The following is a 20686-nucleotide window of genomic DNA, read 5'->3' on the forward strand; positions in this document are numbered from 1 at the left end:
TGGCTGTCTGGCAGCCCCCGCTTTATCACTCTGACCGAAGTCGCATATGTACAAGCTAGTCCTCATCCGCCACGGCGAATCAACGTGGAACAAGGAAAACCGCTTCACCGGCTGGATCGACGTCGACCTGACCGAAAAGGGCATCGCCGAAGCCAAACAGGCCGGCGACCTGCTCGCCGATGCCGGTTTCAAATTCGATCTCGCCTACACCTCGGTGCTCAAACGCGCCATCCGCACCCTGTGGCACGTGCAGGACGTCATGGACCAGATGTGGATCCCGGTGGTGCACAGCTGGCGCCTGAACGAGCGTCACTACGGTGCGCTCGCCGGCCTCAACAAGGCGGAAACGGCCGCCAAGTATGGCGACGAGCAGGTCCACGTGTGGCGCCGCAGCTACGACACGCCGCCGCCGCCCCTTGACGCCGGCGACGAACGCAGCTCGGCGGGCGATCCTCGCTACGCCAAGCTCAAGCCCGGGGAAGTCCCCCTGACGGAATGCCTGAAGGACACCGTCGCGCGCGTGCTGCCCCTGTGGAACGAATCCATCGCCCCGGCCGTTCGTGCCGGCAAGCAAGTGCTGATCGCTGCGCACGGCAATTCGCTGCGCGCGCTGATCAAGCACCTCGACGGCATTTCTGATAACGACATCGCCGGCCTGAACATTCCGAACGGCACGCCGCTCGTGTATGAACTCGACGCCGATCTGAAGCCGATTCGCCACTACTACCTCGGCGACCAGGACAAGATTGCCGGCGCGCTGGCCGCCGTGGCCGCGCAAGGCAAGGCCAAGTAAAGCCGGCGATTCTCGCGAAAAAGAGCGCGACTGGGCCATTTTTCCCGAACCACTTGGGAAAAATCCCTGTCGAACGCTCAATGCCTGCCCCGCGGGCAAACGGTTATACTTCGCCAAGCACCGCGCCCATTGGCGGGCGCGCCCAAAATTCGGACTTCCACGCCTATATGCGCCAAACCCTCAAACACATCGGCCTGATCGTGCTCGGCCTGGCGACCGGCGCGGCCGCCACGCTCGCTTTCTCCCAGGCCTCTGCCCAAAACGCCACTTCGCCGCTGCCGCTCGAGCAACTGCGCCTGCTGGCCGAGGTGTTCGGCCAGATAAAACGGGAATACGTGCAACCCGTCGACGACAAGAAGCTGCTGACGTCCGCCATCAAGGGCATGGTGTCCAGTCTCGATCCGCATTCCTCGTACCTCGACAAGGATGAATACAAGGAGCTGCAGGAGCAGACGCGCGGCCGCTTCGCCGGGCTCGGCATCGAAATCTCGCAGGAAGACGGCCTCGTCAAGGTCATCTCCCCGATCGAAGACAGCCCTGCGTTTCGTGCCGGCCTGCGTCCGGGCGACCTGATCACGCGCATCGACGACAAGCCCGTGCGCGGCATGACGCTCGACCAGGCCGTCAAGCGCATGCGCGGCGCCCCGGGCAGCAAGGTCACGCTGACCATCTTCCGCAAGTCCGAGGAGCGCACCTTCCCGGTCTCGATCACGCGTGCCGAAATCCGCGTGCAGAGCGTGAAGGGCAAGGTGCTCGAACCGGGCATCGGCTACGTCCGCATCACGAGCTTCCAGGAACGCACCGTGCCGGATCTGGCCAAGAAGCTTCAGGAAATCGCCAAGGAACAGCCGGGCCTGAAGGGTCTCGTGCTCGACCTGCGCAACAACGGCGGCGGCATCCTGCAGTCGGCCGTCGGCGTGTCCGCGGCGTTCCTTCCGTCGAATGCCGTCGTCGTCACGACCAACGGCCAGATCGAGGACGCCAAGCAGAGCTACAAGGCCACCTTCGACAACTATCGTCTGTCGGCGAGCCCGGAAGATCCGCTCAAGGGCGAACCGGCGATCTACAAGACGGTGCCGATCGTCGTGCTGGTGAACGCTTATTCGGCGTCGGCCTCGGAAATCGTGGCCGGTGCGCTGCAAGACCAGAAGCGCGCGCTGATCATGGGCAAGACGACCTTCGGCAAGGGCTCTGTGCAGACCGTGCGTCAGCTGTCGCCGGATACCGCGTTGCGCCTGACCACCGCCTACTACTACACGCCGAGCGGACGCTCGATCCAGTCGATCGGCATCAAGCCGGACGTGCCGGTCGATCAGAATCCGAAGGGTGATCCGGACGACGTGCTGGTCACGCGCGAAATCGATTATCAGAACCATCTGCACAACACGCAGTCGCCTGACGAGCAGAAGGAAATCGACGCCCGCGAATCCCGCCGCCTGGAAGAACTGCGCCGTCTCGAGGAAGAAAACGCCAAGAAGACGCCTGAGCAACGCCAAAAGGAACGCGAAGAGAAGCTGCCGGACCTGGGCAGCAACGACGACTTCATGCTGCAGCAGGCGCTCCATCAGCTCAAGGGCGAACTGGTGCAACGTACCAAGTCGCGACTCGAAGCCAATGCAGGGCCGCTGCCCAAGGACGCCCACGCGGCACCGGCCAAGCCCGACGCCAAGCCTGAGGCGAAAACCGACACGACGGCCCCGGCCAAGCCGAACAGCAAAAAGTAAAACGGCTTACACTACGAACCGTGCCCGCGAAAGCCGGCACGGTTTTTTTTCGTCCTGAGACATCCGCCGTATGAATGACGATCAACTGCTGCGCTACTCGCGCCATATCCTGCTCGACGAAATCGGCATCGAGGGCCAGGAAAAACTGCTGGCCGCGCACGCGGTCATCGTGGGCGCCGGCGGGCTCGGCTCACCCGCCGCGCTGTACCTTGCCGCGGCGGGCGTTGGCCGCATCACGCTCATCGACAATGACGACGTCGACCTTACCAACCTTCAGCGCCAGATCCTGCACGACAGCGCCAGCGTGGGGCGCCCCAAGGTCGAATCGGGCCGCGCGCGGCTCGCGCAGATCAATCCCGGCGTACAGGTCGACGTGATCAACGAACGCGTTGACGAAGCGCGGCTGGCAAGCCTGATCGCAGATGCCACGGTAGTACTCGACGGCTGCGACAACTTCTCGACGCGCCACGCCGTCAACCGCGCGTGCGTGGCGGCGCGTGTGCCGCTCGTCGCGGGCGCCGCGCTGCGTTTCGACGGCCAGATCAGCGTGTTCGACGTGCGCGATCCGAACTCGCCCTGCTACGAATGCCTGTTCCCGGCTGACGAGCCGTTCCCGGAGCAAGCCTGCGCCTCGATGGGCGTGCTCGCGCCGCTCGTCGGCATTATCGGCAGCATGCAGGCCGCCGAGGCGATCAAGCTGATCGTGGGCATCGGCCAATCCCTCGCCGGCCGCCTGTTGATTCTCGACGCCACGAAAATGTCGTGGCACACGATGCGGTGCGCCCCGAACCCGGAATGCCGCGTGTGCGGCGCGCGGCACTGAACGCGCGATGCGTCACCCATGAAAAACGGCCGGTGCGCTGCAAAGCCACCGGCCGTTGTGTTTGACGGACACGCCGCAGGCGGATTACGCCACGGTCAACCGCGCCAATGCCGCCTGCATTTCCTCGGGCTCGGTCGCCGCGAGCAGATCCTGCACGGGACGTTCGAGATCGGGCAGATGCGCGCGCAGGATTTCCTGCTTCACCTGCAGCAACTGGCTCGGATGCATCGAGAACTCGCGCAGCCCCATGCCGAGCAGCAAGCGCGTCACAGTCGGGTCGCCCGCCATTTCGCCGCAGACGGCCACCGGCACGCCGAACGCATGCGCCTCTCGGATCGTCATGGCAATCAGCCGCAAGACCGCCGGGTGCAGCGGATCGTAAAGATGCGCAACGCTGTTGTCGGCCCGGTCGATGGCGAGGGTGTACTGGATCAGGTCGTTCGTGCCGATCGACAGGAAGTCGAGCCGCTTGAGGAACATCGGCAACGTGAGCGCCGCCGCCGGCACTTCGATCATCGCGCCGAGCTTCACGTTCGGATCGTACGCCAGCCCTGCCGCGTCGAGTTGACGCTTGGCTTCGCGTACCAGCTCGAGCGTCTGGTCGATTTCCTGCGCGTGCGCGAGCATCGGGAACAGCACCCGCACCTGGCCGAACGCCGATGCGCGCAGGATGGCGCGCAGTTGCTCAAGGAACATGCGCGGCTCGGACAGGCTCCAGCGAATCGCGCGCAGCCCCAGCGCCGGGTTCGGTGCCGTCTCGTAGGTCTCGTGGCTGTCGAGCGGCTTGTCGGCGCCGACGTCGATTGTGCGAATGGTCAGCGGCAAGCCATGCATGGCTTGGACCGCGCGCCGGTACGCCTCGAACTGCGCTTCCTCCTCGGGCGGATCCTCCTGATCCATGAACAGGAATTCGGTACGGAACAGTCCGACGCCGACAGCGCCCGCCTCGACCGCCGTCGTGGCGTCCTCCGGCAATTCGATGTTGGCGAGCAGATCGATCGGCGTGCCATCGATCGTCTGTGCGGGAGAATGCTTGAGGCGTTGCAGTCGTCGGTCTTCGAGCGCGCGTTCGCTTTGGCGGTAGCTGTACTCCTCGAGCACGATCGGCGCGGGATCGACGATGACGATACCCGTGTCGCCATCGATGATGATGACGTCATCCTGCTTGATCAGTTGGCTCGCCTGCGCCACGCCGACGGCCGCCGGAATGCCGAGGCTGCGCGCAACGATCGCGGTATGCGAGGTCTTGCCGCCAAGATCGGTGACGAAGCCGTGAAACGCCTGCGTCTTGAATTGCAGCATGTCTGCCGGCGCAATATCACGGGCGACCACGACCATGTCGTCGCGCGGCGCTTGTGCCGCGACATGGCGAATGCCGGGCGCACCCGCCAGCACTTTGAGCACACGCTCCGTCACCTGTTCGATGTCGGCCCGGCGCTCACGCAGATATTCGTCCTCGATGTCCTCGAAACGGGCCGCCAGCACTTCCAGTTGTGTGGCCAGCGCCCATTCCGCGTTGTAGCGGCGCGTCTGGATCAGTTCGATAACCGAATCGGCCAGCAGGGTATCGTTGAGAATCAGTGAGTGGACGTCGAGAAAGGCGCCCATCTCGCCGGGCGCATCGGCCGGCAACTCGGCCTTGAGGGTGTCCAGTTCATGCTGGACCGTGCTTTGTGCAAGACGAAAGCGCGCGATCTCACTCTCGAACTGGTCAGTGTCGAGCAGATAATGGGGCACGTCGAGCGTGGCCGGCTTAAGCAGGTACGCACGCCCGATGGCGATGCCGCGGGAAACCGGTATTCCGTGCAGGGTGAACGACAAGAGAGGCTCCCCAGATCAAAATCAGCCAACCGGTATGGCCCGCGCGGCGCGGGCGCAGCACCGGCGTGGACGCAGCGGCCTTCCGCCGCGTCCGGTCATGGCCTGCCGCAACGCCATGGGCGGCGTGGCGGGCCTAATTCCGCTTACTCGCCTTCGCCGAATCGGTCGGCGATCAGGCCGAGAATCGCCTGCATGGCGTCATCCTCGTCGGGACCCTCGGTTTCGACAGCCACCGACGAGCCGATGCCGGCGGCAAGCATCATGACGCCCATGATGCTCTTGGCATTGATGCGGCGCCCGTTCCGGGTCAGCCAGACCTCGCTCTGAAAACGCGCGGCCAGTTGCGTGAGCTTGGCCGATGCCCGGGCGTGGAGCCCCAATTTATTCACGATCGTGGTTTCTTGTTGAAGCATTTATCAGCGTGGTGTTGTTTGATTCGCCGGCGCACATGCGCCAATTTGAAGAATACCGTGAGATCCGCCCGAAAGCACCTTGTCGACGAGCGTATCAAGCGGCACCGAGCGATAACAGACCGCCTTTATCAGCATCGGCAGGTTCGCCCCCGCGAGCACGCGCACGTCGCGGCCGACCAACTGCGCAGCGATGTTCGACGGGGTCGCGCCGAACAGATCCGTCAGCACCAGCACTCCGTTTTCCTCGCGCAGATGCTCAACGCGTTCGCGCGCCGTGTCGAGCAGCGCTGCCGTGTCCTGGTCGGGGGAGACGTCCAATGCGCCAATGCGCGCCGGACAGCCGCCATAGATATGCGTAACGCACTCGCGCATCGCGGAAGCGTACGGCGCGTGGGCAATGATCAGTATTCCAGCCATGATGCTAGGCGCGCGGCGTCAGCGGTGCGTCTGCATTGACACGCACGCCGGAACCTTGCCCTGTCGATTTCGGGGCTACCATTTTAGCAGGCGTGCAAAGGGCCCGTATTTTCATTATCTCAGGGACAATCCCGAGCGACAGCCCATTTGTTTCGATGGCGGCCGTTGCCGCGTCAGACGGCCCTCTCGAGCGCGTCGATGAACATCTTCGGCACGTCGAAGCCGGTCTGGTCGGTGATTTCCTGGAAGCACGTCGGGCTCGTGACGTTGACCTCCGTGAGGTAATCGCCGATCGCGTCCAGGCCGACCAGCAACAGGCCGCGTGACCACAGTACAGGGCCGAGCGCCTCGGCGATCTCACGGTCGCGCGCGGTAATCGGGCGCGCTTCGCCCAAACCGCCGGCCGCCAGGTTACCGCGGACCTCATTGCCTTGCGGGATGCGCGCAAGCGCGAAAGGTACGACCTCACCGCCAATCAGCAGGATGCGTTTGTCGCCCTGCTTGATCTCGGGGATGAAGCGCTGCGCCATGACCGACCGGCGGCCGTGTTCCCCCAGCGTTTCGATGACCGAGCCCAAATTGCGGCCATCTTCGCCAATGCGGAAGATGCCGGTACCGCCCATGCCGTCGAGCGGCTTGAAGATCACGTCGCCATGCTCGGCATGGAACGCGCGCAGACGCGCCGCGTCGCGTGTGACGAGCGTCGGCGTGACATATTGCTTGAACTCGGCGATCGCCAGCTTTTCCGAATGATCGCGAATTGCCTGCGGGCGATTGAAGACCCGCGCGCCGGCGCGCTCCGCAATTTCCAGCAGCCACGTCGAATTGACATATTCCATGTCGAATGGCGGATCCTTGCGCATCAGGACCGCGTCGAACTCGGTCAGCGTGGCCACGCGCGTCTGAACGACGTCATACCAGGCGGTTTTGTCGCCCGTCAGACGAATTTCGCGCACTTGCGCTTCGACGTCGCCCTGCCAGGCCAGATCGTGCGGCTCGCATGCGAACAGGCGATGGCCGCGCCGTGCCGCCTCGCGCATCATCGAGAACGTAGTGTCCTTGTAGATCTTGAACTGGTCGAGCGGGTCGGCAATAAAGAGAATCTGCATCGATCGGAAACGGGCTGGAGTTCGAGGGGGCGGACCGCGCCAAACGGCGCGCACAGGCCTTCATTCTAGCCGACCCGCCACTTCCTCGCTGTGGACGCCGTCAGGTGGCGAACCGACCGCCGCCAGCGCCGAGCGGCGGCGGCCCGGGCGCCAGGCCGACATCGGCCAGCAAGGCAGCGTCGCCACACGGGTGCAGGCGAATCCGAATCTGGCTGATGTGGGTCTTCAACGTCTCTGCCCCGATGGCGCAAGCCTCGCGAATCTCGGCACGCGACTGGCCACAGGCGAGCCGGTACGCGATTTCCCGCTGCAACGGCGACAGGGCCGTAGCGCGTAATTGACGCAGGAGGCGCACGGCGCGTGGCGGCTGATGCCGGATCGAGATGCCGACGCGGTCCGTCGGCCGGCCGCCCGGACTGCGAAGCCGCATCGCGCGCACGGTCACGCAACCACCGGGCACGACAATCCGACGCTCAGCCGGCTCAGGTGGACTGTCGCACTGAGGCCAGCCCTGTCCCGTCACGGACACGCCACAATCCGCCTCGCGATTGCGCGCATCCGGGGCCATGTTCCCGGCGTCCCGTGGCGCGCCCGTCGACGCCTCGGCCGCCAGCTCCCGGCACGTCTGCGCCACCGGCGCGATCTCCGGCCAGCCACCGCCTCCCGGCCTTGCCTGCAGCCGCATGCAGAGCAGCCCCTGCGCGCCTTGATCGAGCCATTCCGGCCGGCCGGCGCGCATGACCATCGTGCCCTCGGCGCCTGGCGCGTCGAAGGCGTCGCCTGGCGGCGCGCACGCCGGCATACTGGCAGGCGCCACGCCCGCTGCCGTCTCGGCATGCGCTTGCGTCAAGCCATCGGCCAGGTCGCCCAGCAATGGCCCAAACCGGCGCACGTCCGACGCGTGAAACGGTCCGGAACGCGCCCTGCGCAACATCAGGGCCAGCATTGCCGTGCCGTTCGGCAGACGGATCCAGCCGTCGAGTGCATCGGCAAATTGGCCGGCTTGCATGAGCCACGGCGCCAGGTCGCCCCCGTGACCGGCGCGATAAAGCGCGCGCCACCACCCGATGGCGTAGCCCCCGGCCAACCCGCCGGGCGGAGGCGTTGGCATCCGCGAACCGGGGTGCCCCGGCGCCTGTGGCGCGCCGGTCAGATTCGCCAGGTGCCCCGCCATCTGCAAACGCGCCTCGCCGTTCAGATCGGGCGCGTAAACATCGCCTGGCCGCAGTGTCCGGTCCAGCCAGACGCAGGCGACGCCATCGGCGCCGAAACCCCGTCCTGCGGCCGCAAGCCACTCCGGCATGACCAGCAGCGAGCCCAATCCGACCCGGCTCAGCTGCCGCAGATACGCGCGTAGGTCCGCCTGCCCCTTCATCGTCCCGCCTCATGAGGAAAATTCTTATTGAGCGCCCATTCGTCGAAACATCCCCCATATAGGGGATGTTCAAGATGGAAATCCGCAGCATCATGACACCATGGTCAACGCCATCCCGACACCGCCGCGCCCTATGGCGAAGCGGCTGGATGCGACGGTCATCAGCATAACGGCGGCGAATGCCGCTGGACGGCGGGAATTGAAAGTTTGCGCAGTTTCCTGTTCGTGGGATGCTGCGATTTGCCTGGCGCCGCGTGACGCGGCCCGGCAAATGTGACGCCCGGCTAGTCGGGGGGCCAGCCGGGCGTCTTTTTCATTTTGGACGCCGCGTATCCGCGGCGTTTTTCGTGATGCGCCACTGCGGCGGCAGCGCAAAAACGCGTGCCGTCGTAACTTGGCGTATTCAGAATTTTCCTACGTCAGTACGTTTCCGGATCGGGGTCCGTGCGTTCCAGCTCGATCGATGCGGCCAGCAGCGCGAGACGCGCAACCACGCCGTACATATAGAACCGGTTCGGCGGCGCCGCGCCGGGCTTCGCATGCACATCCGGCAAGGCGGTGTGCTCGAAGGCCAGCGGCACGAAATGCATGCCGGGCGCGTTGAGGTTTTCGTCGCTGCCACGCCCGGTGTGCACGCGATAGAAGCCACCCACGACATAGCGGTCGATCATGTACACGACCGGTTCGGCCACGGCTTCATTGATGCGTTCGAACGTGTGCACGCCTTCCTGCAGTATGACGTCGTGAACTTCGAGGCCTTCCTTGACCACGCTCATCTTGCTGCGGTCGCGCCGCGTCAGGTTCTTCACCTCGCTCGCATCGTGCACCGTCATCACGCCCATGCCGTAGGTGCCGGCATCGGCCTTCAGCACGATGAACGGCTTCTCGTCGATGCCGTATTCGCGGTACTTCTTGCCGATCTTCTTGAGCAACGCGTCGATGGTGTCGGCCAGACACGCTTCGCCCACGCCCTCAGCGAAATCGATGTTCTCGCACTTGGCGAAATAGGGATTCAGCATCCACGGGTCGACATCGATCAGCTTGGCGAACTTCTTTGCGACGTCATCGTAGGCCGCGAAATGGTGGCTCTTGCGGCGTACCGCCCACCCGGCGTGCAGCGGCGGCAGCAGGTATTGCTCGTGCAGCCCCTCGAGGATCGGCGGAATGCCGGCCGACAGGTCGTTGTTGAGCAGGATCGAGCACGGATCGAAGTTCTTCAGGCCAAGACGGCGCTGCGAGCGCTCGAGCGGCTCGATGACGAGATGCTGGCCGTCGGGCAATTCAATCGGGGTCGGCTCGGTGATGTCCTCCGACAGGCTGCCCAGGCGCACGTTCAGGCCGGCGTGCCGCATGATGGTCGACAGCCGCGCGATATTCTGCAGATAGAAGGTATTGCGGGTGTGCCGCTCCGGGATCAGGAGCAGGTTCTTCGCGTCCGGGCAGATCTTCTCGATGGCGGCCATGGCCGCTTGCACGGCAAGTGGCAGCACTTCCGGCGTGAGATTGTTGAAACCGCCCGGAAACAGGTTGGTGTCGACAGGCGCGAGCTTGAAGCCGGCATTGCGCAAATCGACCGAACAATAGAACGGCGGCGTGTGCTCCTGCCATTCGAGCCGGAACCAGCGCTCAATCGCCGGGGTGGCGTCGAGAATCTTCTTTTCCAGGTCGAGCAGGGGCCCCTTCAGGGCCGTCACGAGATGCGGAACCATGCTTCTCTCATATCCAAATGGAGCTTTGATTGTAGAGCATATGCCTCGGCACACCGCGGATCGCCTTGGTCGCCGCAGGGATGTTCTGCGTTCAGCATATGCCGATCATGCTGTCATTTGGGGGCATTTCGCCGCAATTCAAGCGCACCATAAAAAAACGGGCGCAAAACGCGCCCGTTCAATGCCGGTTCCGGCTGTCCGGCCGAAATCCGGCAACTCCTCTCGCTCGCCCGTTTAATCGTGATAGGCAGACTCGCCGTGCGAGGAAATGTCCAGGCCTTCACGCTCGGCATCTTCATGCACCCGCAGACCGATGATCACGTCGGCGATCTTGTAGGCGATGAAAGCGACCACACCCGACCACACCAGCGTGGTCAGCACGCCTTGCAACTGAATCCACAGCTGGCCGGGGATCGAATAATCCGGCGAGACCTTGTTGGTGACGTAGTCGTAGATACCCGTGCCGCCCAAGGCCGGCGAGGCCAGAACGCCAGTCATCAGTGCGCCGAGAATACCGCCCACGCCGTGCACGCCGAACACGTCCAGCGCGTCGTCGGCCTTGAGGATGCGCTTCAGGCCGTTAACACCCCACAGGCAGACGAGACCGGCGATCAGGCCCAGCACGATCGAGCCCATCGGACCGATGAAGCCGGCCGCAGGCGTGACGGCCACGAGACCGGCCACCGCACCCGAAGCACCGCCGAGCATCGAGGGCTTGCCCTTGCCGATCCATTCGCCGAACGTCCACGACATCGTGGCGGTGGCTGTCGCGAGCAACGTGTTCACGAAGGCCAGCGCAGCGCCACCGTTCGCTTCCAGCCCCGAGCCGGCGTTGAAGCCGAACCAGCCGAACCACAGCAGCGAAGCACCGATCATGGTCATCGTCAGCGAATGCGGCTTGAAGGCCTCCTTGCCGAAGCCCAGGCGCTTGCCAACCATGTACGAACCCACCAGACCGGCAATGGCTGCGTTGATATGCACCACCGTACCGCCCGCGTAGTCGAGCGCACCCTTCTGGAACAACCAGCCGCCCTTGGCCGTCGCGGCATCCGCAGCGGCCTGATCGACATAGAGGTCAGGCCCCGGCCAGAACCAGACCATGTGAGCGATCGGCAGGTAGGCGAATGTGAACCAGATCACGACAAACAGCAACACGGCCGGAAACCTGGCGCGTTCGGCGAAGGCGCCGATGACCAGCGCGCAGGTAATGGCCGCGAATGCCGCCTGGAATGCCATGTACGCGTACTCGGGAACCGCCACGCCCTTGCTGAAGGTCGCCGCCACCGAATCAGGCGTCATGCCCTTCAGGAACAAGCGGTCCCATCCGCCGAAGAAGGCGCCCCCTTCCGTGAAGGCAATGCTGTAGCCGTAGATGGACCACAACACGATAATCAACGAAAAGATGATGAAGCACTGCATCAGGACGGAGAGCATGTTCTTCGAGCGGACGAGACCGCCGTAGAACAGGCCGAGACCCGGCAACGTCATCAGGATGACGAGTGCCGTGCAGATGAGCAGCCACGCCGTGTCTCCCTTGTTCGGCACCGGCACCGGCGCCGGTGCGGCGGCGGCCGAGGCGGCTGCAGGTGCTGCCGCGGCCGGCGCAGCCGGTGCAGCGACAGCGGGGGCAGCCGCAGCTGGCACGCTGGCCTCGGGCGCCGAGGCAGCGGCGGCAGCCGGTGCCGAAGCGTCCTGGGCCGAGGCCGTGACCCCGTAGCCTGCGAGACCGCCCGCGACGCCCATGAAGGCGCCGACGAGCACGAGTTTGGCAAAAAGTTTTTTCATGATTATGTTGTCTCTGTTCTTAGAGTGCGTCTTCGCCCGTTTCTCCGGTACGGATGCGAATGACTTGTTCCACCGGCGACACGAAGACCTTGCCGTCGCCGATCTTGCCGGTGCGGGCCGCCTGCTCGATCGCCTCGACGGCCTGATCGAGCAGTGCGTCGCCGATCACCGCCTCGATCTTCACCTTGGGCAGGAAATCCACGACGTACTCCGCACCGCGGTACAACTCGGTATGACCCTTCTGGCGTCCAAAGCCCTTCACTTCGGTCACCGTGATACCCGACACCCCGATATTGGAGAGGGCTTCACGAACCTCGTCGAGCTTGAACGGCTTCACAATTGCAGTAATCAGCTTCATGATGAGATTGCTCCTTACTTAGAATGTCTTGCTCAGCCCCGCCACGACCGTCGCCTTGCTCAGCACCTTGCCCGAGTTGGCTGCCGTGTAGAACTGCTTGTCGGCATTGGTATCAATATAGGACAACGATACGCTGAAATTCTTGCCAAGATCCTTCGTCACGCCGATTTTCCAATCGGTATACGAGGCGGCGCCGAAGTTATGCACCCACTGGTGGCCCACGTGGCCGACCAGGCCAAGCCCCCAGAAGCCGGTGTCGTACGTCCCCGTCAGGTCAAGGTAGCCGCTGCCGTCGGTATCCTTGCCGGTCGGACTGGTCAGGCCGAACAGGCGCGTCAGCGTATGCGAATACTTCAGGGTGATCGTCTTCCAGCTCACCGCCGCGTACAGTTCAAACGTGTGCGGGCGCGGGTAGAACGTGCCGGACGGGTACGTGCCCGGGTAGTAGTACTGCAGGCCGCCGAAGTCAAATGTCCAGTCGGGGATGAGTTCCTTCTTCCAACCGCCGTAGATGTCCATTTCAATTGGCGCGCTGACGGCCGGGTTGCCGTCGGACAGCCAACTGATGTTGGATGCCCACACGCCGGCGTACAGGCCCGACTCGTGCGCCACGTCGAAACCGCCCTGGATTGCCGGGCGCTTCGCCGTTTGCGAGATGCCGCGGAAACGGTAGTCGGAGAACAGCCCGACGTTCGCAGTCACGCTGAACGGTTCGGCGGGCGCGGCCGCAGCAGGCGCCGCGGCGGGCGCGGCGTCCGTGCTTTGCGCCATCGCGCCCGCCGAGGCGGCAAGCGCCCCGAAGAACACCCAGCCAACCATCGCAGTTGACTTATTCGCAGTTGACTTATTCTTCATAACTTCCCCCAATTGGAAACTGATAGTCTTGGCGCAGCTTGCGACTTTGCTTCAGAGGTAAGCAAAGCAACTCCCGTGCCAGGCCCACTAAAAGGGCACGCTGCAAGACGCAAGATACGGACTCCGGGGTAAAAAAATGGCAAAATTTTCGGGATGGAATCGCTCGGAAAAGCGCGCCAGGGCTTGTGGCACGGGCGTTTCATGGTAGAGTGGCGCCCAAGCCGGCTGGCCGGACCGATGCACCATCGTGCACCGCGCACCACCGCCGGGCAAAGCACGTCGGCGGTGCAAGCACCAACTCGGTGCGCGAGCGGACCCGGCATGCTGCGTGGCCGGCGAAGTCCTATGATGGGATAAGTAACGAGAGGGGGAAGGCTGATGAAACCGAACGAAATCCTGCAAGACATGCAAGCCAAGGTGAGCGACTTGCTCAAGCAATCGCCGGCCAAGGATATCGAGCGCAACGTCAAAAGCCTGCTGAACCAAGGCTTCAACCGGCTCGATCTGGTCACGCGCGAGGAATTCGACATCCAGGCGCAAGTCCTGGCCCGCACCCGCGAGAAACTCGAAGCACTCGAAAAGCGCGTCGCCGAACTCGAGGGCGAGCGGCACGCACAAGACTGAGCGTTTCGGGCGCCAGCCGCCTGACGTTTCATCGCTTGCGCCGATCTGCCCCAGCGCTTGATGGCCTGTTGTCCCGTTCGCGGCATGGGGGTCGTCCGACGACGCTCGGCCGCGACTCCGAAAGTCCCCTCGCCCCTTTGACCTGACGTACCGCCGCTGCCTATAGTGGCCGCATGCGTGGTCGTGGCGCCCCCGGCTGTGATGCGCGCGTCATCGCAGTCAAAAGGAGGCGCCATGTCGTTAGCCGTCGTCAACAGCCGAACACTGTCCGGCATGCAGGCACACGCCGTTACGGTCGAAGTCCATCTGGCCAACGGTTTGCCGAGCCTGTCGCTGGTCGGCCTGCCCGATACGGAAGTGAAGGAAAGCCGTGAGCGCGTGCGCGCCGCGCTGCAGAATTGCGGCTTCGAATTTCCGGCGCGGCGCATCACTGTCAACCTCGCCCCCGCCGATCTTCCCAAAGCCTCCGGCAGCTTCGACCTGCCGATTGCGCTTGGCATACTTGCCGCGAGCGGGCAATTGCCCGCCGGCGGGTTGCGGACACACGAATTCGCGGGCGAGTTGTCACTGTCGGGCGAGTTGCGGCCGATCCGGGGCGCACTCGCCATGGCCGGCGCCGTGGCGCGGCTGTCAACGCCGCGCGCGTTGATCGTGCCGGCGGCAAACGCGCACGAGGCCGCCCTCGTACGTCACGCGACCGTCCACGCCGCGGCGACGCTGCTCGACGTTTGCGCCCATCTGGCGGAAGGCGACGCCGGGCAACGGCTGCCGGTAACGCTGACGCCCGCGTTTGCGCCGCAGGAGTGCGGCGCAGACAGCCGGCAGCTGGACCTCGCTGACGTGAAAGGTCAGGCGCCCGTGAAACGGGCACTCGAGGTCGCGGCCGCAGGTGGGCATCATCTGCTGCTGTCCGGTCCGCCCGGCACCGGCAAGTCGATGCTTGCCATGCGCTTCGCCGGTCTGTTGCCACCACTGTCGGACGACGAAGCCGTGGAAGTGGCCACCGTCGCCAGCATTAGCGCGCACGGCTTTTCCACACAGCGCTGGGGTGTGCGGCCGTTTCGCGCGCCGCATCACACGGCGTCGCCCGCCGCGCTTGTCGGCGGCGGCAGCCTGCCGCGCCCCGGGGAAATCAGCCTGGCGCACCACGGGGTGCTGTTTCTCGACGAGCTTCCCGAATTCCAGAGGCGCGTTCTCGAGGTCCTGCGCGAACCGCTCGAAGAAGGCCGCGTCACCATCTCGCGGGCCGCGTTGCAAGCCGAGTTCCCGGCCCGCTTTCAATTGATCGCCGCGATGAATCCGTGTCCATGCGGCTACCTTGGCCATCCGCAGCGTCCGTGCCGATGCCCGGGCGAAGCGGTCGCCCGCTATCGTGGCAAATTGTCGGGCCCGCTGCTCGATCGCATCGACGTGCAAGTGGAAGTCCCGGCGCTCACGCCGGACGAACTCGCCGCGCCGGCGGCCGGCGAAACCAGCGACGCGGTGTCCCGGCGCGTGTGCGCCGCCAGAAACCGTCAGCACGCACGACAGGGCATGCTCAACCGGTCGCTCGCCGGCCCTATTCTGGAGCGGTACTGCACGCCATCCGGCGACGGCGCACAACTCCTGCGTCAGGCGGCCATCCAGCTGCAATGGTCGGCGCGCGCGTATCACCGGGTCCTGCGCGTCGCGCGCAGCGTGGCCGATCTCGCCGGCGAGGAGACCGTCGGCCTCCCTCACGTCGCCGAAGCCATTCAGTATCGCCGCTCAGTGCCCGCCGCCAATTGACCGTGCGTCCCCGCCTTAAAAAAAAAGCGGCCGCACTGGGGGTGGCGGCCGCAAGGTCTGGAGAGACCGAAGGAAAAATCATTAGCGCACTATTGCGCGGCCAACGCCTTCTTGAGCGTGCTCAGGCACGCGTCGAATTCGTCTGCGAACTCCTTGCGCCATTGTTGCTGCGTCACGCTATCGAGCCACGCGCCATCGATGCCATTGAGGGTGAAGGCGCGCAAATCGTCGAGCGAGAAGCCGAGATGACTGAACATCAGCTCCCATGCCTCGGCCGGGTTCACCTTGTGCAGCGTCGGGTCGTCGGTATTCGGATGAATCTTGAGCCCGAGTTCCGGCATGCGGCGGATCGGATGGTCTTGCGCCCACCGCTCGGGCGACAGTGTGCGCAAATAATATGAATTCGTCGGCACGACGGTGAAGACGATGCCGCGTTCCGCACACTGCCGGGCGAAATCGGGCGCGTCGACGATCGTATAACCGTGATCGATACGGTCACACTGCAGAAGCTCCACGGCCGTCTCGACGTTTGTCCACGGCATGCCGAACTCGCCCGCATGCGCCGTCGTCTTGAAACCGGCACGCCGCGCGTTGCGATACGCCTTCCAGAACAATTCCGGCGGACGGTCGTTCTCGCGATAGTCGATGCCGATGCCGATCACTTCATCGGCGCGATGCGCGCGCATCCATTCGACCATCTCGACCGCTTCACGCGCATCGGCTTCGCGGTCGATGCTCGGCACCAGCCGCCCCGCGATGCGATGATCGCGCTCGGCGTCGCGAATCCCCGCCACGATGGCGTCCTGCGCATCTGCATACGCGATCTTCGACGTGCGCACCGTGCCCGTCGGGTTCCAGAAGAACTCGCTGTAACGCACGCCGCGCGACGCAGCGTCCGCAAGGTATTCGTAAGCAATGCGATGCAGATCGTCGGGTGTCGTCAGCAGGAATTCATCCAGCGCGCGCAACACCCGCAATACGCCCACGGGCTTCTCGCCGCGCGTGTAGAAGCTGTCGATCTCCGCGCGCGACAGCGGCGCGTTCGACTTTTCGGCGAGTGACACGAACGTTTCGTAACGCACAGCGCCGAGCAAGTGGCAATGCAATTCGACCTTCGGGATCGCGGCAAAGAATGCACGATGCGCGTCGGTTACCTCCACGCCGGTGCGGGCGGCGGGCACATGGCCCGGTGTCTCTTTCATGAGTGGATCTTTTGAGTGCGAACGACAAACTGCGGCACGACGTCCTGCATCGCAGGGCATCGCGCCGCGCCAGGCTCAGTGGCGCCCCACCACTGTCCAGAAGTAATACGCGAGCGGCAACGCCAGCACGTACAGGCCCCACGGCAGGTCCTTGAAGCGGCCCACCAGCATCTTCACCAGCACGTAGCACAGCAGACCGCCCGCGATGCCCGTGCCGAAACTGTTCGACAGCAACGTGAGCAACACCATCGCCAGCACCGGGAAGGCGTCGCTGAAATCGTCGAAAGGTACGTGGCGAATCGTGCTGAACATCGAAAGGCCGATCAGGATCAACGCCGGCGCGGTCGCCTCCTTCGGAATCGCCAACGCCACCGGCACGAAAAAGCAGACCAATGCGAACATCAGCGCCGCCGAGAGTGCGGTCAGCCCCGTGCGGCCACCGGCCTCCACCCCTGCGGCGGATTCGACCAGCGCCGTCAGCGCCGGAATGCCGAGCATGGCACCGCCGGTTGCGGCGATCGAGTCGACAAGAAACGGCCGATTGATGTTCTCCATGTTGCCGTGTTCGTCGAGCAGTCCCGCCTTGCCGCCAACCGCAAGCGTGGTGCCGAGTGTCGAGAAAAATTCCGCCGCGAAGAACGCGAACAGATACGGCAACGCGGAAACCGACAGCGCGCTGGCGATATCCAACTGGAATGCGACCGGAGCGATGCTGTGCGGCAGCGACACGAAGACGTCCGGCACCTTCGTCACGCCGAGCGGCACACCTGCCAATGCAGCGAGCAGGATCGACCAGAGAATCGCGCCAGGAACTTTGCGCCCTTGCAGCAATACCGCCGCGCCCAGACCGATCAACGCCACCATCGTGCCCGGACGGCTGAAGTCGCCCAAGGCGAACGCATTCGTCTTCGCATTCGCCACCACCATGCCGGCGTTGCGCACACCGAGCACTGCGATGAACAGACCGATCGACGCGCCCAGACCCAATTTGATCGATGTCGGGATGAGCCGCGCCACCACGCTGCGAGCGCCAAGCACCGTCAACAACAGGAACAGCACGCCCGACAGGAACGCAATCGCAACGCCGGTTTGCCAGGCGACGTGCTCCGTCGCGGCGAGGGTCACGCCGACGATCACCGAACCGCCAATGCCGGGGCCGACGAGGAACGGCAGATTGGCGTACAAGGCCATCAAGACCGTGAAGACGACGAACACGAGCAGGGTCGCCGTCGTCGCCGCGGCGCGCTCCATGCCCCCGGTGGCGAGCAGCGATGGAATGACCACGAGCAGGTACGCCGCCGCGAGGAACGATGTCACCCCGGCCAACACCTCCGTTCGCACGGATGACCCGCGCGCCGAAATCGCGAAACGACGGTCGAGCCAACTCGCCGGGGCCGTCGCGGTCACCGCCGAGGGTGCGGCGCGCGAAGCGCCTGCGCCGTCTTGAGAGGATGGAGTCGAATGCATAAGCCTAGAATACTCAGGTTGAGCCAAACGGGTCCGAAGCCGTGCTGCGCAGGCCGCTTTCAGCACACGCCCCGCGGCAGCCGCACAATGGATCGCACTCTACGCGCACCCGTCTATAAATAAAAAATCAAAATTCTTATAAAACAATAATTTCAATCTATACTGATTGCCAAGGCGCCGCATCCGGCTGCCGGACCCGTTATTTCGCGCCCGCTATCCCCATGAAGACGTCTGCCCCATCGGCTTCGTCCGGTTCATCCGGCCCTTCCGCATCCGCCGCAACAGCCACGCGTGGCGGCGCGCTTTCGCAGGCGTCCCTCGAGCCGATACCGCCGTTGCCGGCGCTGACGCTGCGCCAGGTTCAGTACTTCGTCGCCCTTGCCCATTCGCGCAGTTTCACGCAGGCCGCCCAAGCGTTGTCCGTCACTCAGCCGGCATTGACCGCGGCAATCCGCCAAATCGAGTTCCTGCTCGGCGGCCGGCTGTTCGAACGGTCGTCGCACCGCCTCACACTGACCAGCGCGGGCGCGACCGTGCTTCCGCTCGCGGAACGCCTGCTCAATGCGGCACGCGGCACGTTCGACGACATGACGAGTACCTTCGCCGAACAAGTGCAGACCGTGCGCATCGGTTTCATCCCGTCGGTCGCCGGCCGCCTGTTGCCGGCCTTGGGCGCGTTGCGCGAGGCGGATCCGTCCGTGCGATTCGCACTGTCCGACCTGCCGAACAGCGAACTGGTGCAAGCCCTTGGCAAAGGGGAAATCGACCTCGCCGTCGGTGTACGCGATGACGTGGCGGCCGACGACGCGGCAGACGGTGGCAGTCACGCCAGGCACTTTCGTTACGACGATCTGTTTGTCGACGAGATCGTGCTCGTCGTGCACCGCGACGATCCGATGGCGCACGCTGGCAGCGTCGGCTGGGCGTCGCTGGTCGAGCGCGACCTGGCGGTGTTCGTGCGCGGCAACGTCAGCGACACATTGCAACGCACCGGTGGCGCACAGAACCTGCGTCTCGACCCGAAATACCGCATGGAATATACCGAGCCGCTTTATGCCCTGGTGCGCAGCGGCCTGGCCGTGGCCGTGCTGCCGCGCCTCTATACGCTGCATCTGCACGATCCGGCGCTGACCGCGTTGCCGCTGATCGCGCCGACGGTCACGCGCACCATCGCCCTCATGTCCCTCGACGGCGGCGAGCGCAGCCCGCAGGTCACCCGTTGCCGCGACTGGATCGCAACGCAGGTGAGTTGAACCGCGTGACGCGGCAACATCCCGCGTCTGCGGCCGCCACGCATCGCATCGCACGGCGCAAGTTACGGCAGGCGGGCGATGCTGGCGTTCAAAGCGTTGTAGAAGCCGTCCGCATCGACGTCGGTGACCCAGGTCGCATTGACCGGCCGTTTGCTGCGGCCAGTCCAGTCGACGATCGTCTCGCCCAGCGTGTACTCGCCTGTGGTCTCGACCGAGACGTTGACCTTGCGGCCGCTGAACAGCGACGGTTCGATGAGATACGCCACCGTGCACGGGTCATACATCGGCGCCGACTCGACGCCGAAACGGCCCTTCTGGTACGCAACTTCCGCCGCCATGATGTCGGCGACGAGCGCCCCGCAACGATTGCCGAGCGCACGCACCGGTGCGATGCGCGCCGGCGTGATCGGTGCCTTGACGGCGACGTCGCGCGGCAGCACCGTGATCGGCACGCCGCTGGCAAACACGATGCGTGCGGCCTCCGGATCGACATAGATATTGAACTCGGCCGCCGGCGTCATATTGCCGCGCTCGAAGAACGCGCCCCCCATCAACACGATCTCGCGCAGTGCCTTCCCGATTTCCGGCGCAACGGTGAGGGCCGTCGCGATATTCGTCAACGGGCCCAACGCGCACAGCGTGACGCTGCCCGGTGCGGCGCCGCGCAGCGTATCGATCAGGTACGTCACCGCATGCTGCGGCGCGAGGGGGGCTTGCGGATCGTGCAGTGGCACGCCGTCGAGGCCGGTGCGGCCATGGACATTGGCAGCGGTCAACAGTTCGCGCATCAACGGACGCGCGCAGCCGGCATATACCGGCAGCGTATGCGTACGGCCGGCCCAATCGCGCACGATGCGCGCATTGCGTTCGGTCAATGTCAGCGGCACATTGCCGGCAACCGCCGTCAATGCCTTCACGTCGAGCCGCCCCTGTGCGCCCAGCGCAAACAGAATGGCGATGGCGTCGTCCTGTCCGGGATCCGTGTCGATGATGACGCTGCGCGCCGAGGCGTCGGCCGGCAAACGCGACGCGCCCCGCACCATTTCGACTTGCGCCCAGCCCCGCGAAGGCAGGGCCGCGGCGCCAAGCGTTGCGGCGGTGGCGGCAAATGTCGTGCGCAGAAAACCCCGGCGCGAAGAACGGTTCTCGAAACGTTGATTGGACATGGCGGTGGCGTCAAAAATGCTCAAT

Annotated in this window: 18 protein-coding genes; 6 read left to right on the forward strand and 12 right to left on the reverse strand. The window is 64.6% G+C overall.

The annotated features are described in order from the left end of the window. The first annotated feature begins 46 nt into the window (after nt 1-46). From gpmA to PTE30175_RS21490, 3 genes are all read left to right on the forward strand, one after another. Nucleotides 47-793, forward strand: a complete 747-nt coding sequence (gene gpmA / locus PTE30175_RS21480; RefSeq protein ID WP_150699106.1) for a 2,3-diphosphoglycerate-dependent phosphoglycerate mutase — start codon at nt 47-49, stop codon at nt 791-793. 167 nt (nt 794-960) lie between these two features. Next, on the forward strand, nt 961-2517 hold the full coding sequence (locus tag PTE30175_RS21485; protein ID WP_224788910.1) for a S41 family peptidase: 1557 nt from the start codon (nt 961-963) through the stop codon (nt 2515-2517). A gap of 70 nt (nt 2518-2587) precedes the next feature. After that, nucleotides 2588-3340 carry a HesA/MoeB/ThiF family protein gene (locus PTE30175_RS21490; protein ID WP_150699107.1) on the forward strand — a complete coding sequence of 251 codons (753 nt, stop codon included), beginning with the start codon at nt 2588-2590 and terminating at the stop codon, nt 3338-3340. Nucleotides 3341-3424: 84 nt separating this feature from the next. Here PTE30175_RS21490 and ptsP read toward each other — a convergent pair whose 3' ends face one another. The 9 genes from ptsP to PTE30175_RS21535 form a co-directional block, all read right to left on the reverse strand. Beyond that, entirely contained in the window at nt 3425-5161 is a 1737-nt protein-coding gene (ptsP, locus tag PTE30175_RS21495) for a phosphoenolpyruvate--protein phosphotransferase (protein WP_150699108.1), read from the reverse strand. A 143-nt stretch (nt 5162-5304) separates the two neighbouring features. Beyond that, a complete protein-coding gene (locus PTE30175_RS21500) occupies nt 5305-5574 on the reverse strand; it encodes an HPr family phosphocarrier protein (RefSeq protein WP_150699109.1) in 270 nt (89 codons plus the stop codon). Nucleotides 5575-5577: 3 nt separating this feature from the next. Then, the gene (locus PTE30175_RS21505) at nt 5578-5991 is read right to left on the reverse strand and encodes a PTS sugar transporter subunit IIA (RefSeq protein ID WP_150699110.1); all 414 of its coding nucleotides are present in this window, start codon (nt 5989-5991) and stop codon (nt 5578-5580) included. Nucleotides 5992-6164: 173 nt separating this feature from the next. Further along, nucleotides 6165-7100, reverse strand: a complete 936-nt coding sequence (gshB, locus tag PTE30175_RS21510) for a glutathione synthase (protein ID WP_150699111.1) — start codon at nt 7098-7100, stop codon at nt 6165-6167. Between the two features lie 100 nt (nt 7101-7200). Beyond that, nucleotides 7201-8475 (reverse strand): helix-turn-helix transcriptional regulator, encoded by a 1275-nt coding sequence (locus tag PTE30175_RS21515; protein ID WP_150699112.1) that lies wholly within the window; start codon nt 8473-8475, stop codon nt 7201-7203. Between the two features lie 419 nt (nt 8476-8894). Further along, complete coding sequence (gene gshA, locus PTE30175_RS21520; RefSeq protein ID WP_150699113.1) at nt 8895-10184, reverse strand: glutamate--cysteine ligase; 1290 nt, start codon at nt 10182-10184, stop codon at nt 8895-8897. Nucleotides 10185-10418: 234 nt separating this feature from the next. Beyond that, nucleotides 10419-11969, reverse strand: a complete 1551-nt coding sequence (locus PTE30175_RS21525) for an ammonium transporter (RefSeq protein ID WP_191629167.1) — start codon at nt 11967-11969, stop codon at nt 10419-10421. A gap of 19 nt (nt 11970-11988) precedes the next feature. Further along, complete coding sequence (locus PTE30175_RS21530) at nt 11989-12327, reverse strand: P-II family nitrogen regulator (protein WP_150699115.1); 339 nt, start codon at nt 12325-12327, stop codon at nt 11989-11991. An 18-nt stretch (nt 12328-12345) separates the two neighbouring features. Next, nucleotides 12346-13182, reverse strand: coding sequence for a TorF family putative porin (locus PTE30175_RS21535; RefSeq protein WP_150699116.1), 837 nt, complete (start codon nt 13180-13182; stop codon nt 12346-12348). A gap of 378 nt (nt 13183-13560) precedes the next feature. Between PTE30175_RS21535 and PTE30175_RS21540 the strand changes: the two genes are divergently transcribed. Together PTE30175_RS21540 and PTE30175_RS21545 are read left to right on the forward strand one after the other, a co-directional pair. Next, entirely contained in the window at nt 13561-13806 is a 246-nt protein-coding gene (locus tag PTE30175_RS21540) for an accessory factor UbiK family protein (protein ID WP_420819665.1), read from the forward strand. A 234-nt stretch (nt 13807-14040) separates the two neighbouring features. Further along, complete coding sequence (locus PTE30175_RS21545) at nt 14041-15573, forward strand: YifB family Mg chelatase-like AAA ATPase (RefSeq protein ID WP_150699118.1); 1533 nt, start codon at nt 14041-14043, stop codon at nt 15571-15573. Nucleotides 15574-15662: 89 nt separating this feature from the next. Here the strand turns inward: PTE30175_RS21545 and PTE30175_RS21550 are convergent, their stop codons facing one another. Then, complete coding sequence (locus PTE30175_RS21550) at nt 15663-16775, reverse strand: adenosine deaminase family protein (protein WP_150699119.1); 1113 nt, start codon at nt 16773-16775, stop codon at nt 15663-15665. 75 nt (nt 16776-16850) lie between these two features. Continuing rightward, the gene (locus PTE30175_RS21555; protein ID WP_224788915.1) at nt 16851-18182 is read right to left on the reverse strand and encodes an NCS2 family permease; all 1332 of its coding nucleotides are present in this window, start codon (nt 18180-18182) and stop codon (nt 16851-16853) included. A gap of 281 nt (nt 18183-18463) precedes the next feature. On the opposite strand from PTE30175_RS21555, the gene PTE30175_RS21560 reads away from it, so the two are divergent. Next, nucleotides 18464-19495 carry a LysR family transcriptional regulator gene (locus tag PTE30175_RS21560; RefSeq protein WP_150699121.1) on the forward strand — a complete coding sequence of 344 codons (1032 nt, stop codon included), beginning with the start codon at nt 18464-18466 and terminating at the stop codon, nt 19493-19495. Between the two features lie 62 nt (nt 19496-19557). Here the strand turns inward: PTE30175_RS21560 and PTE30175_RS21565 are convergent, their stop codons facing one another. Beyond that, entirely contained in the window at nt 19558-20661 is a 1104-nt protein-coding gene (locus tag PTE30175_RS21565; protein ID WP_191629168.1) for a nucleoside hydrolase, read from the reverse strand. Nucleotides 20662-20686 lie beyond the last annotated feature (25 nt).

The organism is Pandoraea terrae (assembly GCF_902459695.1).
GTDB classification, from domain to species: Bacteria; Pseudomonadota; Gammaproteobacteria; order Burkholderiales; family Burkholderiaceae; genus Pandoraea; species Pandoraea terrae.